General features: G+C 39.2%; 13 protein-coding genes, 1 CRISPR repeat array and 1 other annotated feature (2 of these 15 running past the window's edge). Of the genes, 7 read left to right on the top strand and 6 right to left on the bottom strand.

All coding sequences use genetic code 11. The features are described from left to right. Nucleotides 1-2580: direct repeats of the CRISPR family, unit length 30 nt; unit sequence GTTTTAATAGATACATGGTGGAATGTGAAT; it reaches 878 nt to the left of the window's first position. Between the two features lie 40 nt (nt 2581-2620). Continuing rightward, nucleotides 2621-3505, top strand: coding sequence for a hypothetical protein (locus LK416_07760; GenBank protein UEA73593.1), 885 nt, complete (start codon nt 2621-2623; stop codon nt 3503-3505). Here LK416_07760 and LK416_07755 read toward each other — a convergent pair. The 3 genes from LK416_07755 to LK416_07745 all read right to left on the bottom strand — a co-directional run bounded on the left by LK416_07755 (nt 3502) and on the right by LK416_07745 (nt 8453). Continuing rightward, nucleotides 3502-4452, bottom strand: a complete 951-nt coding sequence (locus LK416_07755; protein UEA73592.1) for a PIN domain-containing protein — start codon at nt 4450-4452, stop codon at nt 3502-3504. The two genes, LK416_07760 and LK416_07755, sit on opposite strands and share 4 nt — an antisense overlap. Nucleotides 4453-4645: 193 nt before the next feature. Next, nucleotides 4646-5737: a fibronectin type III domain-containing protein gene (locus tag LK416_07750; GenBank protein ID UEA73591.1), complete on the bottom strand. Its 1092-nt coding sequence runs from the start codon at nt 5735-5737 to the stop codon at nt 4646-4648. A 565-nt stretch (nt 5738-6302) separates the two neighbouring features. After that, a complete protein-coding gene (locus LK416_07745; protein UEA73590.1) occupies nt 6303-8453 on the bottom strand; it encodes an RNA-binding transcriptional accessory protein in 2151 nt (716 codons plus the stop codon). A gap of 417 nt (nt 8454-8870) precedes the next feature. On the opposite strand from LK416_07745, the gene LK416_07740 reads away from it, so the two are divergent. Continuing rightward, nucleotides 8871-9524: an HD domain-containing protein gene (locus LK416_07740; protein ID UEA73589.1), complete on the top strand. Its 654-nt coding sequence runs from the start codon at nt 8871-8873 to the stop codon at nt 9522-9524. 154 nt (nt 9525-9678) lie between these two features. Here the strand turns inward: LK416_07740 and LK416_07735 are convergent, their stop codons facing one another. After that, a complete protein-coding gene (locus LK416_07735; protein UEA73588.1) occupies nt 9679-10353 on the bottom strand; it encodes a uracil-DNA glycosylase in 675 nt (224 codons plus the stop codon). Between the two features lie 227 nt (nt 10354-10580). Between LK416_07735 and LK416_07730 the strand changes: the two genes are divergently transcribed. Together LK416_07730 and LK416_07725 are read left to right on the top strand one after the other, a co-directional pair. Continuing rightward, nucleotides 10581-10730, top strand: coding sequence for a hypothetical protein (locus LK416_07730; protein ID UEA73587.1), 150 nt, complete (start codon nt 10581-10583; stop codon nt 10728-10730). Nucleotides 10731-10839: 109 nt separating this feature from the next. Continuing rightward, nucleotides 10840-11079: a binding site (T-box leader), on the top strand. 108 nt (nt 11080-11187) lie between these two features. Continuing rightward, nucleotides 11188-12849, top strand: coding sequence for a 2-isopropylmalate synthase (locus LK416_07725; protein UEA73586.1), 1662 nt, complete (start codon nt 11188-11190; stop codon nt 12847-12849). A 75-nt stretch (nt 12850-12924) separates the two neighbouring features. Here LK416_07725 and LK416_07720 read toward each other — a convergent pair whose 3' ends face one another. Continuing rightward, complete coding sequence (locus LK416_07720) at nt 12925-13335, bottom strand: CBS domain-containing protein (protein UEA73585.1); 411 nt, start codon at nt 13333-13335, stop codon at nt 12925-12927. A 266-nt stretch (nt 13336-13601) separates the two neighbouring features. On the opposite strand from LK416_07720, the gene LK416_07715 reads away from it, so the two are divergent. Beyond that, entirely contained in the window at nt 13602-14717 is a 1116-nt protein-coding gene (locus LK416_07715) for a hypothetical protein (GenBank protein ID UEA73584.1), read from the top strand. Here LK416_07715 and yyaC read toward each other — a convergent pair. Continuing rightward, nucleotides 14696-15271, bottom strand: coding sequence for a spore protease YyaC (gene yyaC, locus LK416_07710; protein ID UEA73583.1), 576 nt, complete (start codon nt 15269-15271; stop codon nt 14696-14698). The two genes, LK416_07715 and yyaC, sit on opposite strands and share 22 nt — an antisense overlap. A 233-nt stretch (nt 15272-15504) precedes the next feature. Here yyaC and LK416_07705 point away from each other — a divergent pair, with 233 nt between their 5' ends. Together LK416_07705 and LK416_07700 are read left to right on the top strand one after the other, a co-directional pair. Then, the gene (locus tag LK416_07705; GenBank protein ID UEA73582.1) at nt 15505-16755 is read left to right on the top strand and encodes a LysM peptidoglycan-binding domain-containing protein; all 1251 of its coding nucleotides are present in this window, start codon (nt 15505-15507) and stop codon (nt 16753-16755) included. A gap of 52 nt (nt 16756-16807) precedes the next feature. Further along, on the top strand, nt 16808-17532 hold the 5' portion of the coding sequence (locus tag LK416_07700; protein ID UEA73581.1) for a DUF5711 family protein. 553 nt of this gene lie beyond the right edge of the window; the window shows 725 of its 1278 coding nt (coding positions 1-725); the start codon lies at nt 16808-16810; its stop codon lies beyond the right edge, outside the window.

Here is a 17532-nt window from a genome sequence, read left to right as displayed (position 1 = left end):
TGTGAATGTATTGTGATAATGATGTTATGTATATACAAGATTGGGTTTTAATAGATACATGGTGGAATGTGAATAAAATACTAGCAATAAAATCACATAAAATTCTGACCTGTTTTAATAGATACATGGTGGAATGTGAATTAAGGATTTTTAAATGTGAAAAATAAGCCTACAGCGTTTTAATAGATACATGGTGGAATGTGAATTTCAAGTAAAGGGGGAAACATGGATAACAAATATTTGTTTTAATAGATACATGGTGGAATGTGAATTTCTGAATCATTGATAAGTTGATCCAAGCCATACCCCGTTTTAATAGATACATGGTGGAATGTGAATCACTCTTATTCTCACCGACACGATGCAGAAATTAGCGTTTTAATAGATACATGGTGGAATGTGAATAACAAAATTATCTAACACAAAATCACCGAATTTTAGTTTTAATAGATACATGGTGGAATGTGAATAAGGCTACAGATATAGCCGCATTCCTGAAGCTGTTCAGTTTTAATAGATACATGGTGGAATGTGAATCTTTCAGTAAATCAGTTACCAGTTCCCAGCTTTCCAGTTTTAATAGATACATGGTGGAATGTGAATGTTTCCAGTTATTCAACTAAAGCGGAACGGAGCGAAACGTTTTAATAGATACATGGTGGAATGTGAATTTGTGCACCTCCTATTATTTAGCGTTTGTTGACAATAGTTTTAATAGATACATGGTGGAATGTGAATTTAAAAGACAGCGGATTCAAAACCTTAAATGAATTGGTTTTAATAGATACATGGTGGAATGTGAATTCAAATAATCTCCGGCTTCTTCGTCGGTTGTAATTCGTTTTAATAGATACATGGTGGAATGTGAATTTACAATGAATTGACAGTACTTGCAAAGACAGTAATTGTTTTAATAGATACATGGTGGAATGTGAATTATGACCGATTAGTGTGTAGAAAAGAAGCGTTTGAGTTTTAATAGATACATGGTGGAATGTGAATACCAGCGTTATCCCTGACGTTATCAATGCAACGATTGTTTTAATAGATACATGGTGGAATGTGAATTTTGTGACGTCTCGTCAGCTTATGAATGTAGAACAGCCGTTTTAATAGATACATGGTGGAATGTGAATTTTTAATTATATTTATCTATATTTTCTTTCATCCCGTTTTAATAGATACATGGTGGAATGTGAATAACATTGCAAGCATTACATCTATGCACTCATTTTTGTTTTAATAGATACATGGTGGAATGTGAATCAAGATTATGAAATTTCTGTCGCCGGTGATCTCTTTGTTTTAATAGATACATGGTGGAATGTGAATAAGGCATTGATCGGACAGACGGCAAGTGAGTTTATGGTTTTAATAGATACATGGTGGAATGTGAATGTGAATTTAAAATTGACTTGTCAGGTAGAAAACTTGTTTTAATAGATACATGGTGGAATGTGAATAAGATATATATACATGTCATACATCTATCCATATGGTTTTAATAGATACATGGTGGAATGTGAATTGCTGCATTATATGTTCGATTCAATTCAAAGTGTCGGGTTTTAATAGATACATGGTGGAATGTGAATATGCGCTTGCGAATACCGGACAGGTGGAAAGCACTGGTTTTAATAGATACATGGTGGAATGTGAATTTCGTTTATTTATCTATGATTATATCGAATAAAAAGTTTTAATAGATACATGGTGGAATGTGAATGCATTCGTACTTCTGTAACTGTCGTCTGTCTTGCAGTTTTAATAGATACATGGTGGAATGTGAATATTACACACAGTTCGCACAGATACCTTGTATCTGGTTTTAATAGATACATGGTGGAATGTGAATTAGATAATGCTTTTACATACCGCCGGGATACACTTAAGTTTTAATAGATACATGGTGGAATGTGAATACGTTGCTCCTTTTTAGTGGATCGGCGTTGGTGTGGTTTTAATAGATACATGGTGGAATGTGAATATGTGTTTCTGGCAACCGTAAAGCTTTTTCCGATGGGTTTTAATAGATACATGGTGGAATGTGAATACAAATTATTGGCACGCGAAGACGTGAAAGAGTACAGTTTTAATAGATACATGGTGGAATGTGAATGCCGAATGGAAGGTTCTTGAAGTATTCTGCTTCGGGTTTTAATAGATACATGGTGGAATGTGAATGAACATGGGTATACAGAACCGATGAAAACGGTGAGCGTTTTAATAGATACATGGTGGAATGTGAATGTTGAAGATACTATAAACGGTTGTAACGATCTTATAGTTTTAATAGATACATGGTGGAATGTGAATTATCTTTATTTCTGTATATTTCAGATAGCTTTTCCCGTTTTAATAGATACATGGTGGAATGTGAATTTTTCGATATTATTAAGTGCACTCTTACTTATACCGTTTTAATAGATACATGGTGGAATGTGAATTTTTTCTGTAAACGAATTTATGGGCGGTAACGAATCTGGTTTTAATAGATACATGGTGGAATGTGAATTTATAACGTAGCTGTAAATACAATAACAATTATCAGTTTTAATAGATACATAGTGTGGAATGATAACAAAGAAAATATAATTAACATAAAAGGGGAAAAAATAAAATGAAACAAGGAGAACAGGAAGCGAAGGAGATTTTACAATTAAAAGGCTATATATTTGACAATCAATATTATGATGATAATTCAAGTAAGAGTATGCCTGATCTAAAATTTCAAGGAGGGAATTATTTAGAAGTAACACATACGCAACATAATAATAAAATAGCAAAATCTCCAACACAATTTGATAGATTATCTATTAGAGAGAAAACGGAGAAATTACAGGAAATAAGTGAAGCGCAAATGCGTTTTATTGCATTGGATTATGAAAGAAATATCGATGGTTCATTTACAGAAGAAGGAAAATGTCAATTCGATAAAGATAAACGACTTCTTGCGAAAAGTTTTAATTACAAAGATGGGCAGCCCTCAGAATTTAAATCGGATATACCAGTGATAGAAGCTGATATAGATAATATTATTGCGGGAATAAAGAAAAAGGAAAAATTACATCCTAAAGGGGATACGGACTTGTTTATATTTGTTTTAGATGATGAATTTGATTGTATGGAACATCTGTTAAAAACAAAAGAAAGAAACGGTGTTACGGATTATTTTCTTAGGGTTATAGAGAAATCACCATTTGAAAAGGTGTTTATATGTGAATGGGATTTTGAGAAGCAGTGCTATATAAAGGAGAATCCCAGACTGATTTGCTATACAACCATAAAAGAACAAGAAGTAAGCTATATAGATATATGCAGTTATAAATTATATGAGAATTTAATAAGACCATATAGATACAAATATAAATGTAACATTGAGACCGAAAAGTGGCACATGTACATCCTCCCCCCCACCACAGCCTTACTTACCACATCCCCTATATGCGATTCAGCTTCTGTGGTGGGGAGAGCTTTGTTCTGGTTCCTTTTTATTACATGCTAGAATGTCTTCTGCAGAAATTCTGCATGCGATTTATAGTAGCGATAGTATTCGGTACCCTTTTCCTGACCATACTTGGTCACGAAGAGGTTGTGAATTTCCCGAAGGTTTGCTTTATGCGGGTATAGTTTTTTATAGAAATCATCAATGAGAGCAATACCGGCATTAGAGTAAACAATCGATAAGAATTTTCGGTATTTTGTTTTCTTTTGCCAGTTGACCTTTGGTATCTCGTAGGATGAACTTTTTACTATACCATAAATATAACTTCCTTTTTCCTGACCGTAGATTGATATAAGTATGTTGTGGATGGCGGATAGATTACTTTTCCCGACACAGGAAAGTAATGTATCGACCTGTTCCTTATCATACAGCGGCGTAGATACAGCTTCTGGAATAGCAGCCTGTTTATCAATCTTAGCAGAAACAGCAATTTTGACAGGATTCGCAGCGGGAGTGGCTTCTACGATCACGTCCGGCTTTAGATTTTCTGCCTTTATTACTGAATCATCAATACTTTCCGGTACTGCAGCAAAAGCTGGAATTGCAGGAAGAAGTGGCTTTTGCACAGATAGTTCATTTGCCAGTGTGTGGAAAATGGAGGGAGCCTTGCGACATACATGGTATCCGCGTTCCGTCCAGAAATGTACCACGCTGTCAAAACCTTTATCTTTTGAAACAATGATGAGGTTGTCGTCCGGATTTTTAACTGTATACGAACCAAGGTAGGTTACAAGTTGAAAATCTAAGGCATTATCAGTTCCGTTTTCACAGAGGATGAACTCAGGTTCAAAAGGGGACTGTTTCAATGCGACAACATTTGCATAGGACATGTTAGGAGATTTATCGGTGTAGAATACAAGGATACAGTCATCGTCATTCAGATAATCAAATAGTTGTATCCAGGAATCACCGACATTCTCACTATCTACAAAAAATATATTTCTCATGATCACCTCGTTTAACCAGAACGAAATAAGTATAGCATATAATTTTATCGAACTGAACAAGAAAATATCAACATAAATGTCGGCAAAAAAACACCTCCACTCCATAGTAGTTTCATATGCAATACATTTCAGAAATTCTGTCTTGTATCATATAACCACCATGGAGCAGAGGTACTTTATATTATGCGGTTATTTAATGGATCGCTTCTGAATTCATAACAGTCTTAGCTGTACCGGCATAAGGGTAAGCCCAGAGGAAGCTGCTTATTCCTCCATAAGTAACATCCATATTCAGTTCATAGGACTCTACATTTTTGAGATTCTTAATCTTTACATCTTGTGTAGCCCGAACCTTGAGCCGGAGTGTTTCGTTTGCCTTAAGGGTCAGACTCTGGTTGCTTTTGTATTTCTTCCATGTGCCATCACCCTTGCGATAGGAAATGATATCAACACCTGTTTCAATGGTCGAACCATCGTCCAACTCAATCGTCAGTACAGCATTGTCATATAATTTTAATGTGTCATTATAGGCTTTGCTGGTAATCTTATATACTGTTTCGTTATCAGCACATTTTACACTGTTGTCAAATTTGAACGTATATTTACCACTTCGGTTTGTTGCAGATATCTGTTCGTAGTCCGTAAAAGCACTGTAATATTTCTTCTTGCCGACCTTAAGATAAGTTCTGACCTTGTAGCGATATGTCTTACCCGCTTTTACGGTTTTGTCTTTATAGCTCAGGCTGGTTACACTTTTTTTGGTTGTTGCGATTTTTTTGTAACCTGAGATTCCCATTTCTTTCCGGTAGATTTCATATCCGGTTGGAAGTACGCCACCTGAACTGTATAATTTCAGCGTGATCGACTTTGGGCTTCTTGGGGCTTCTGCAAACTGGTATTCGTCAAATGAACATGTCAGTCCGGTATAGGCAGATTCCGGAACTCCGGTTTTAATTACACATTTTTTATTCTTATAGCCACGAACCATGTAGCTGTAAGTTTTCTCTGTTTTTAATTTCTTGTCGGTGTAACTTTTTTTCTTGCCGGATATGGTTGCTACCACCTTATATTTGCCGACATTTCCGTTTTTGTTTTCTGTGGCACGATAGATTTTATACTGAGTAACTCCTTTTTGTGCTTTCCATGTTATTTTTACCGAGGTCATCGATGTAGCGGTTGCCTTTATTTCAAGATAGCCACTGGCTTTTGCTGCCGGCATGCTTGTAAACATGAGCTCCCCGATCATAACAAACATGAGTATGAGACTGATAATCTTTTTGTTCATAACCTTCAACTCCTTTCTTTGTCCGATATACACAGTTTATATTTGATTTATTTTTATGTTCAGCCTGTGACTGGTGGACTATATCTTGTAATATGACATACACGAGGCTTTCGTAATGAGATGCATATTGTCAGTAAATACGGGTGCCTGTTTGAGCCGAAGGCGAGTTGGCACAGGAGTATTTACGAAAAAGACATATGCATCGAATAGAAAATGAAGTGTGTCATTTACAAGATGTAGTCCACCGGTTAAAGGCTGAATATAAAAGATAAACTTTATACCTGTATACACGGTCTCCATAACCCTAAATTCCGACACATCATTCGCTTGATGTGCTTATATAAATTATACCATATACATATGCTGTTTCGGTACTGAAAGATTATCGTCAAAATGACGAAAAACCTAAGGGATTATACGTAATGCGGATGCATTAAACATGCCGCATATTCCGGCAAGATTCTATGATGAAGCTTGCTGATGAATTGCGGCATGTTGATATAAAAATAGAATTGTTAAAGATATAAAAATTCATTCAGAGAGAGTTGCTGTTTGATAAAACGACTTACCCTTCAATCCCTTTCATAGTGAGCTGGATTCGTTTCTTTGCAAGATCCACGCCCATAACCTTAACTGTTACGATATCACCGACACTTACAACATCCAATGGGTGCTTGATGAATTTATCCGACATCTGAGAGATATGAACCAGACCGTCCTGATGAACACCGATATCTACAAATGCACCGAAGTCGATTACATTACGGACTGTGCCCTTTAAGATCATGCCTTCCTTTAAGTCCTTCATTTCAAGGATGTCCCCACGCAGGATCGGCTGTGGCATTTCACTTCGAGGATCTCTTGCAGGTTTTTCCAGCTCTTTTACAAGGTCGGTAACTGTTACGGTTCCGACGCCCAGTTCTTTTGCGAGTGCTTTGATATCGCCTGCGGCTTTTGTGATACCCTTTAACTGACCGGATGCAAGATCATCCATGGAATATCCGAGATGCCGGATCAGTGTTTCGGCAATCTCGTAGCTTTCCGGATGGACAGAGGTAGCATCAAGCGGATTTGTACCACCTGAGATCCTCATAAATCCGGCACACTGTTCAAAGGCTTTCGGACCAAGCTTTGCAACCTTTAACAGTTCTTTTCTATTTGTAAAGCGACCGTTTGCTTCACGGTATTCTATGATATTCTTTGCCAGTGTTTTTGTAATACCCGAGATATGCTCCATCAGAGGGGCAGAAGCTGTGTTTAAATCAACGCCGACCTGGTTTACAGAATCTTCGACAACAGCGTCTAACGCTTCTGTCAGCTTCTTCTGGTTCATATCGTGCTGGTACTGACCGACACCGATCGCTTTCGGATCGATCTTGACCAGCTCGGCAAGCGGATCCTGAAGTCTTCTTGCGATTGAAGCGGCGCTACGCTGACCGACATCAAAGCTTGGAAATTCTTCTGTTGCAAGCTTGCTTGCCGAGTAGACGGATGCTCCGGCTTCATTTACGATTACATACTGAACCTTTGTATCCAGCTCATGGATAAGATCGGCAATGATCGCCTCGGACTCACGGGAAGCGGTTCCGTTCCCGACAGAGATCAGTGAGATGTTATATTTTTTGATCAGATCCTTTAAGATCTTCTTTGATTCTTCCACCTTATTCTGAGGAGCAGTCGGGTAGATGACTTTCGTAGTGAGTACCTTTCCCGTTGCATCAACGACTGCCAGCTTACATCCGGTACGGAATGCAGGATCCCAGCCAAGTACGACATGGCCGTTGATCGGTGGCTGCATTAAGAGCTGTTTTAAATTACTGCCGAATACTTTGATCGCACCATCTTCGGCAGCTTCGGTCAGACTGCTTCGGATATCACGTTCAATGGATGGAGCGATCAGACGTTCGTAGCTGTCGGCAATCGCGTCTTTTAAGATGTCATTTGTATTCGGATTATCCCGTACAACCACTTCACGGATCAGATAACCGATGATCTCGTCGACCGGTGCGTCGATCTTAACGGAGAGAAATTTTTCCTTTTCACCACGATTAATGGCGAGTGTACGATATCCGGTCATCTTGCGGACGGGAGTGCTGAAATCATAATACATTTCATATACGGATTCTGCTTCCGGATCTTTTGCGGTAGTTATAAGAACTCCCTTATCCATTGTTCGGTTTCGTATCTCGGTTCGATATTCTGCATTATCCGAAATGGATTCTGCGATAATGTCCATAGCTCCTGCAATTGCTTCTTCAGGGGAGTGAACTTCTTTTTCTTCTGATACATAGGCGAGGGCTTCTTCCGTGATCGGCTTATTTGTCATTTGCAGGGAGATGATATTTGCAAGCCCTGTAAGTCCCTTGCTCTGTGCGATCGTGGCACGAGTTTTTCTCTTTGGCTTATATGGGCGGTACAGATCCTCGACAGCTACCAGAGTTTCGGCAGCCAGAATGGACTGCTTCAGTTCGTCGGTCAGCATGCCTTGTTCTTCAATCGTAGCAATGACCTTTTCTTTTCGTTCTTCCAGTCCTCTGAGATAAGTAAGACGTTCATCCAGAGTACGAAGCTGCTCATCGTTTAAAGAACCGGTAGCTTCTTTTCTGTATCGTGCAATAAAAGGGATAGTGTTTCCCTCATCTATCAGTTTAACGGCAGCGGCTACCTGCTCCTGCCGGCACATAAGTTCCTGACTGATCTTCAAAATAATATCCATAATCGTGAAACCTCTTTCTTAATTTGTATCATTCACCGTAACAGGCAATGCCATGTATATAATGTGTGTTCTGATGCGAATCTGGTGATACGAGAACAACCGAATATAGTGCAATGACATATATTGTGCGTTCGAGTCCGCTTGCTGCAACCTGTACAGACAGGTTGGAACATTGTATAGTTGCATATTACGGTAAAGCAGAATCTAGTATATGCGAAATTTTGGTAGGATTCAAGCATGGAGACAGACAAATTATGGAAAAGTACAAAACAGAAAAACGCAGCAGATGTAAAAATGAAGTATCTATAAAATGACAGATTCGCTGGAAAGATATGTGCGGCTGTGTTATACTGAAACAGACACAAGGTGCGGGTGTACATGTCCGGTTATATCTAAAAAATGCCCCGAGGGTATGGAATGGAGCAGAACATGCAGGGTTTTACAAATACAGCAGACAGAGATGAAACAGTTTCTTATATAGAAGATGGCAGTTGTCAGGCAGATCGTGTTGAGACTGCGATGGCATTTGCGAAGCGATGTCATCAGGGACAGACGCGCCTTGGCAGAGATGGCAAAGTGCCGTATTATGATGAACATATTCTTGGCGTTTATCATATATTAAGAGACGAATGTCATGTAGAGGATGAAACTGTACTTGTAGCTGCATTACTGCATGATACGGTAGAAGATACGGACTGTACATTTGAAGATATTGAACAGATCTTTGGTACGGATATCAGGGATCATGTATATTTATTAAGTAAACTCGAAGGAGAGACCTTCTCCGACTATTCAAAACGTCTATTTGACCACGCTCCGGCACAGGTGGTCATGATCAAGCTTGCAGACAGACTGCATAATCTAAGAACTATCCTTTTTGTATCCAATCGCAAATGGATCCAGAGAAAAGTAAATCAGACTTATACCGATATCCTTGACCGGTTAGAGCAGGTAAAAGACAATCTCGGAGAGGACTATGCTACCGAGATATCTATGTTAAAAGATAAAATTATCGAACAGCTTGCTGTTGTTCAGGCAGAACTGGATAAGAAGCGGGAGACAATTCAATAATACCGATTTTTCCGTCCGTCGGACTTTCGAAATCGTACAGCTATTCGCACTCCGGGCTATTCGACCTTCTTACTCATATCTGTTTATCTGCCAAATAAATAAGCAACGTTGTCTTTATACAGACACGTTGCTTATTTGCTTGGCAGATTTATTGTCATATGTTTTCAATCTGCCAGTCGATCGGTTCAACACCGTGCTCGATCAGGAAGTCGTTTGTTTTGCTGAAGGGCTTGCTTCCCCAGAATCCACGATAGACCGATAACGGACTTGGATGCGGAGCCTTTAAGATCAGATGGTTCGGATTGTTTAACATCGAAGCTTTTCTTTGCGCATACGAGCCCCACAAGATGAATACGATCGGGCGATCCTGACGGTTTAAGATCTCCATGCAGGCGTCTGTAAATTGTTCCCAGCCATGTCCTTGATGAGAATTCGCCTGATGTGCCCGTACGGTCAGAACAGCATTTAACATAAGGACACCCTGCTCCGCCCATTTAACGAGATAACCATTATTTGGAATATAGCAGCCAAGGTCATCGTGAAGCTCCTGATAAATATTGGCAAGAGAAGGCGGGATATCGACTCCCGGCTTTACACTGAAGCTCAGGCCATGCGCCTGACCTACATTATGGTAGGGATCCTGACCGATAATGACACATTTGACTTTTGACAATGGCGTCAGATGAAATGCATTGAATATATCATCGGCAGGTGGAAAGATTTCTCTTGTGGCATATTCATGTCCGACAAAATTAAACAGTTCTTTATAATATTCTTTTTTATATTCGGGCTTCAGTTCCGGAGCCCAGTCATTTGAAATAGCTGGCATAATTCAGACTCCTTATCTATAGTGTAAAGGATACGTTTTTCATTTCGGGACGACATGGTGCATTTTGAAAATGAAAAGAGCGTCCTATGTGTTCGTTTAAAAACAGTGTAACATAAACAATATTTAATGTAAATTTTAAGGCGTAATTTTACTCTGAAACATTGTCAGGTGAGAGACTTTGTGGTATCATCTTTTCAAATGAAATTTTTGCAGAAGGGGTGCTGAAAATGGAGAAAGCATATAAGACAATGAAAACTTCAGGCGCAATAAATATTGCATTAGGCGTAGTCGTTCTGGTGCTTGGACTTGCATCCGGTATATTGATGATCGCATCGGGCGGTTGTCTCTTGAAGAACAAACGTCATATTGTATGGTAGGAATGACAATCCTTTGCACGCGGGTACAGGAAGAACAGTTACCGCGTGCATATTTTTTCTGCAAAAATGGGGTTGACAGACAGCGAGACACTGTGTTAAAGTCGATACAGATAATACGATGAAGAGGAATAGTAGAATCTATGAAGCATTCAGAGAGTTGTCGGTTGGTGTAAGACAGCAGTGGAACAGATTTGAACTCGCCTCAGAGTAGCCCGCTGAAAGGAAGTAGGATGGGATGGAGCCTGACCATTATAGCAGGAGGATATAAGAGATTCATATCTGTATCTGTAACGAGAGCATACAACATGTATGAAATAGAGTGGTATCGCGTATAACTTACGTCTCTATAGGTGATGAGATGTAGGTTTTTTTATTGCCATATTTTATGTAATATATGAATAGAAGAACAAAAGCCGTTACAGGAGCTTATACAGAAAACAGAAACAGGAGGTTAAACATGAAGAATTTTGAGCATTACAAAAGAGGCTATTATATGCCACCGGAAAAGTCTGTAAAATGGGTAGAAAAAGAGTATATTGATAAGGCACCGATCTGGTGTAGTGTAGATTTAAGAGATGGTAATCAGGCACTGATCGTTCCAATGAATCTGGATGAGAAACTGGAGTTCTTCAAAGAACTTGTACGGATCGGTTTCAAAGAGATCGAGATTGGTTTCCCTGCAGCATCGGAAACAGAATATGAGTTCTGCCGTACCTTGATTGAGAAGAATATGATACCGGATGATGTAACCATTCAGGTGCTGACCCAGGCAAGACCGCATATCATTAAGAAAACATTTGAAGCAATTGACGGCGCAAAGCATGCGATCGTTCACCTGTATAATTCGACATCCTATGCACAGAGAACACAGGTATTTAAGAAATCAAAAGAAGAGATCTTACAGCTTGCGGTTGATGGGGCAAAATTGTTGAACCAGATGGCAGAAGAGCACGGAGTAAATTATCCGTTTGAGTATTCACCGGAGAGCTTTACCGGAACAGAGATTGACTATGCATTGGACGTATGTAATGCAGTTATCAAAGAATGGAAGCCTACTCCGGATCGTAAGGTTATTATTAACCTTCCTGCAACTGTAGAAATGTCACTTCCGCATGTGTATGCAAGCCAGATTGAGTACATGAGTGAACATTTGATTGACAGAGAAAATGTTATCCTGTCCTTACATCCGCATAATGACCGTGGATGTGGCGTAGCAGATGCAGAGCTTGGTATTCTTGCAGGTGCAGACAGAATCGAAGGAACTTTATTTGGAAATGGTGAGAGAACCGGTAATGTAGATATCATCACACTTGCGATGAATATGTTCACACATGGAGTAGATCCTGAACTTGATCTGTCTGATATTCCAAAGCTGACAGAATTATATGAACGCGTAACAAATATGCATGTATATGAGCGTTCTCCGTATACGGGAAAATTAGTCTTTGCAGCATTTTCAGGTTCTCATCAGGATGCGATAGCAAAGGGTATGAAGTACAGAAAGGATCAGGGAGATGGTATGTGGACAGTACCATATCTTCCACTGAATCCGGAGGATATCGGAAGAAAATATGATGGAGATGTTATCCGTATCAACAGCCAGTCAGGAAAGGGAGGTATCGGTTATATTCTCCAGTCCAAGTACGGTTTTGACCTTCCACCAAAATTCCGTGAGGATCTTGGTTATACAGTTAAAGATGTATCTGATAAGGCACATAAGGAATTATCCGCTACCGAAGTTTTGGATATTTTCCAGAGTACATATGTCAATATAGAAAATCCTGTTCGGATGTTGGAGTGTCATTTCGTTCAGGGAGATGGAATCTCAACTGAGATCACGATCATGAAATATGGCGAAAAGAAAGTATATCATGGTAAAGGAAATGGTCGTCTGGATGCTGTCAGTAATGCAATTAAGAAGCATTTTGACATTGACTTCAAGATCATCTGCTATGAGGAGCATGCATTACAGGTAGGCTCTAACTCACAGGCAGTCGCTTATGTAGGTCTGGAAGGAAAAGACGGAACAGTTACCTGGGGTGCAGGCATTAAGGATGATATTATTGATGCATCTGTATATGCTTTAATCTCAGCAATCAACAGAACAGGCGTGTTATAATAAATAAAAAGCCATTCAGCCGGTACAATAATAGTATCGGTTGGATGGCTTTTTATTTTAGTGCTTTTGAAAAAATTATGAAGTTTGGCTCAGCTTTTTATAGCAGTAGCCGATGATATCTTTTCGGGTTACGATACCGATGAATTTGTTGTGGTCGTCTACTACAGGAACGAAGTTCTGTGCCATCGCACGGGCGATCAGATCTTCCATATTTGAGTTGATTGATACGGAAGCATATTCGAATTTTTTCGGAATGTCGGACAAACGGATATCTTCGGATTCGGACAGATGGTTCAATCCGTTTTTCTTGCAGAACCAGAGGATATCACCCTCGGTGATTGTTCCGACATATTCGCCGTTACCCGACAGAATCGGGATTGCTGAATATCGATGGATCTCCATCTTTTCAAGAATCTGTCTTAAAGTAAATGTGCTTTCTATAAATGCAACCTCGCTCTTAGGAGTCAGAAAAAATAAAATATTCATAGGTCAGGGAAAATCCTCCTTTATGTAAAATATAACTTTGTATTATTGGTGATCAGCGGCAATGGTTTATTATTCGTGCCTGTATCTATTATAGAAGATGTCGACAGGGTTTGCAATTTACATTCTCTTAATTTTGTTTGAAAAAAGTGTGACAGATTTCAGAAAAAACATAGAAAAAAACTTCGGGTTGTTTAATAAGGTGTTATTTGTTAAAATAAATATAAGTGTAGGCTTTTGTGCGCACATTTACAGACAGGAGGAAAGCTATGGCTGCGGATAACGTATATGATGAAGACCAGGAATACCTGATCGAAGCGCGTGATACAATCTCCGAATTAGAAGATTTAAAAGATAAGCTGGAGGAGATCAAGCTGCTCCAGAAGAAGAATAAACGGGCTATCGTCCGGGAAGAACGGGCAACCGGTGATGAGATCAGTGCCACATTAAAAAAAAGAAAAGAACAGATCGCTGCAAGCTATGACAGACAGATCGATGTAAATAATTCTAAGATCCGTCAGGTGCAGACGAAGAAGGATAAAAAGAAAAGCCAGAGAATGGAAGATCGGATCAATAAGGAGACGGCAGATATCCGGGAGGAGAATCGTCAGCTGAATGCGGCTATCAAGACTTTATTCAAAAAGAATCATGTTCCGGCCTTTTGTAATACGAAGATGTATTATTGCCTGTTTTCCCCCAAAGGCATGAGTGAATTTCTTGAGTTGCTTGTAATCCTTTTGGTTGCATGCGGAGGAATTCCGGCGGCAGTGATTGCGATTTTAATGAATACAAAGTTCAAGACAGGAAACCATACTGCAATGTGCGTGCTGATTGCAGCACTGATCATAATTACTGAGTTTATTATTTATTTCATTGTATTTAACCTGACAAAGGTGAAACATAGAGATTTGATCCGGGAGGGAAGAAGAACCCGCGATAAGATCATAGCCAATGAGAAGGCTGTAAAAGCAATCAAGAATTCAATTGCAAAGGATAAGGATGAGAGCATTTACAGACTGGGTAAATATGATAAAAAGATTCAGGAGTTAGAAGATGCGGGTGGAGTGATCAGTGATGAAAAACTGGATGCGCTTCGTACCTTCGAGAAAGAAACCAAACAATTGATTACGGATGAGATCACCGGACGCAGAAAAGAGAAAATGGATCGATTGAAATCCGAACGTGATACACTGGAAAATGATTTCGGTGATACGCAGAAGAAGATATCCGAATATGAGCTTATGATCACGAACAAATATGAAACATATCTCGGAAAGGACTTTTGTACAGAAGAAAAATTATCTGATCTGATCTCAATCATGGAAGAAGGATCAGCAAGTACAGTAGCTGAGGCTATCAAAGTTTATAAAGGAGATGACAGATGATGATCGGCATAGACGAGTGCTCTTCCAATGTATTCGGCCATCTGTTTAACTGTATATAATCGGGTATTCTGGAGTAGACTTGCTCCGGCATTCCCGGAGAGATTAACGATTCCGGTAATAGACATATCGCCTATTGCCGGAAGTTTTTTGTTTACACCTTTTCCCGGAAACAGGTGGGAGTTCGTGATCGTAACCATTCCCATATCTTTGGACATGCCAAGAGATGCATCTACGGCGATTACAAAAGGATCGTCAAAATCTTCGTAGATATGGTCGATCGTATCACGGATATTAAGTGCATGAACCGGATATTCCAGTGTTCCCGCAACCTGATAGGCGGTATCGTGCGCAAGGATGTAGTCGCCGACCAGAGGACCGAGTGCATCTCCGGTAGCGCGGTCTGTTCCGATGCAGATTACGATTATATCCTTGCCATAACCTTCCATATCATGGATTAATTCTACGATCCGGTTACCTAGCTCGTGACAGGTATGGCTTCGGGCCGGATTGAAGTATTCGGTTTTCCGTTTTTTTACTTTCTTACTGATATTCATAAACACCTTCCCAAAAGTATATCTTACTATAAAGTATTACCCGGATTGATAAAGTTTACACAAAACCGAAAAATAAAATGTCGAAATACTCAAAAAGAAAAAATATAGATTGCCATATATGTTGACAAAATTTGATAAGTACAGACTTTCCCAAATGCTATTATCAGAACAAATCTAAAAAGAGTGCTTTCGGAATGGGCCGGAGCCAATAATAATTATGGGGGAGTGTAATCATGATAGAGATCGTGTATGACAAGACTACAGCGGAGAAAAACGGAAAAAATGAAATACATTACAAAATGCCGAAAAATATCAGACAGATAGGAAATGCTCCGGATAAGAAGAAAATATACATAGAAGATTATGTAATGACATTCCTGCGTAAGATCGCAGAGCCGGGTAATACGACCTCTCGGGGAGCTATCCTGCTTGGAGAGTACTTTAAAGATGGTGATACGGAGACGTTATTTATCAGTGGAGCGGTAGAGGCACAGAATCTGGAATTTGATGTGGATCAGATCAAATTTGATGATCATATTTGGAGCGGGCTTTATGCGGAGATCAACAAATATTTTGAAAATCTGTCAGTTGTCGGATGGTTTCTTTCGCGCATGGGATTTTCCACAGATATCAATGAAAAAATCACAAGACTGCATCTGGAGAATTTCAGGGGAAGGGATAAGGTGTTGTTTGTCATGGATTCCTTAGAATGTGATGATGCTTTTTATGTGTGTGAGAAAAATCACTTGATGCGGCAACGGGGATATTATATATATTATGTTCGAAATGAAGCTATGCAGAATTATATTATCAGCCGCAAAAACATGACGACGGAGGACAAGGATCAGGCGACACTGCGAAAAGATGCAGAGCTTGTAAAGAATTTTCAGACAATGCGAGGCGAATCCCAAAAGAAAGAAAAAAATCAGAAAAGTAAGTCTTATGTAAAATATGCAGTTGCGTCTTTTGCAGCTGTATTTGCATTATCGATGGGAGTTGTTGTATCGGGGAACTATGATAAGATGAAAGATATAGAGTCAACGATACGAAAGATGGAATTGCAAAATGATGATTCAGATGTACAGGTATTTTCAAACAGCAATACGGAACAGACAGTCTATACAAAAGATGTCGGGCAGGAGAATGCCGAAGATGGAAGAGAAGCTGCTTCGACAGTATCTTCTGAAATCGAGACAAAAGATGAAAATACAGAAAAAGACAGTAGTGGAACGAAGAATGAGGAAATGGGGCAGAATACCGTAGAAACCACGAGTGCAGGAACAGAAGAGGTATCTACACAGGAAACAATGTCCAATGAAGCCGTTGAGTATTATACAATTGAAGAAGGAGATACGCTTATGAGTATATCATTAAAAATGTACAAGTCTCCCAATTATGTAGATGCATTGATGAATGCCAACGGAATAAAAGAAGGAGATACTATCTATCCGGGAGAAAAAATAGCTATTCCATCTGTAAACTAAAGATGTTATACTATCCACGAAAGAAAATTCCATAAAGTGACAGAGGTAACATATGGCAAAGGAAATAGAAGAAAAAAAGAACCGCAGAAAGTTTTTCGCACATGTAAAGACAAAACGGACGGCGAAGAGAGAACAGATAGATGATGAGAACAGCAATGTAATAGAGGTAACACCGGGAATTTCCGCAAGGGTAAAAGTCCTTATTGTGATATTGGTGATCTTAATTGCAGCGGTTGTGATTGTATCTGTGAGAAGATATATTAACACAAGAGAATATCAGGGATATAATGTAGTGTCGTCTGTAGAAACGAATGGAGATAATATTGCAGATTACATCATGTTCAGTGATAATGTATTAAAAGTGACCAAAGATGGTGTGGCATATATTGATGCCACCGGAAATACCGTCTGGGACTGTAGCTATGCAATGAAGATGCCTCAAGCTGTTGTAAATGGAGATTATGCGGCTGTGGCCGATATGAACGGACGAGATGTATATGTATTTAATAAATCAGGAAAGGTCAGTAATCAGACACTGAATTATGATATTACAAATATTGATATTGCCTCACAGGGAGTATATGTTGTGATCCTGTCAGGCGAAAATGAGAATTATATCAATGCATATGATAAAGACAGTAAAGAGATCTACGAGATGAAGACATCTATAGAAAATAGTGGTTATCCGCTTGATATTGCCGTATCGGACGATGGGCAGAAGTTATTTACCAGTTATGTAAAGGTGGATGGAACAACAGTACCGGATTATCTTGCGGC

This window comes from Lachnospiraceae bacterium GAM79, assembly GCA_020735665.1.
Lineage (GTDB): Bacteria > Bacillota > Clostridia > Lachnospirales > Lachnospiraceae > Coprococcus.
This window is presented reverse-complemented; position numbering and strand designations above follow the sequence as displayed.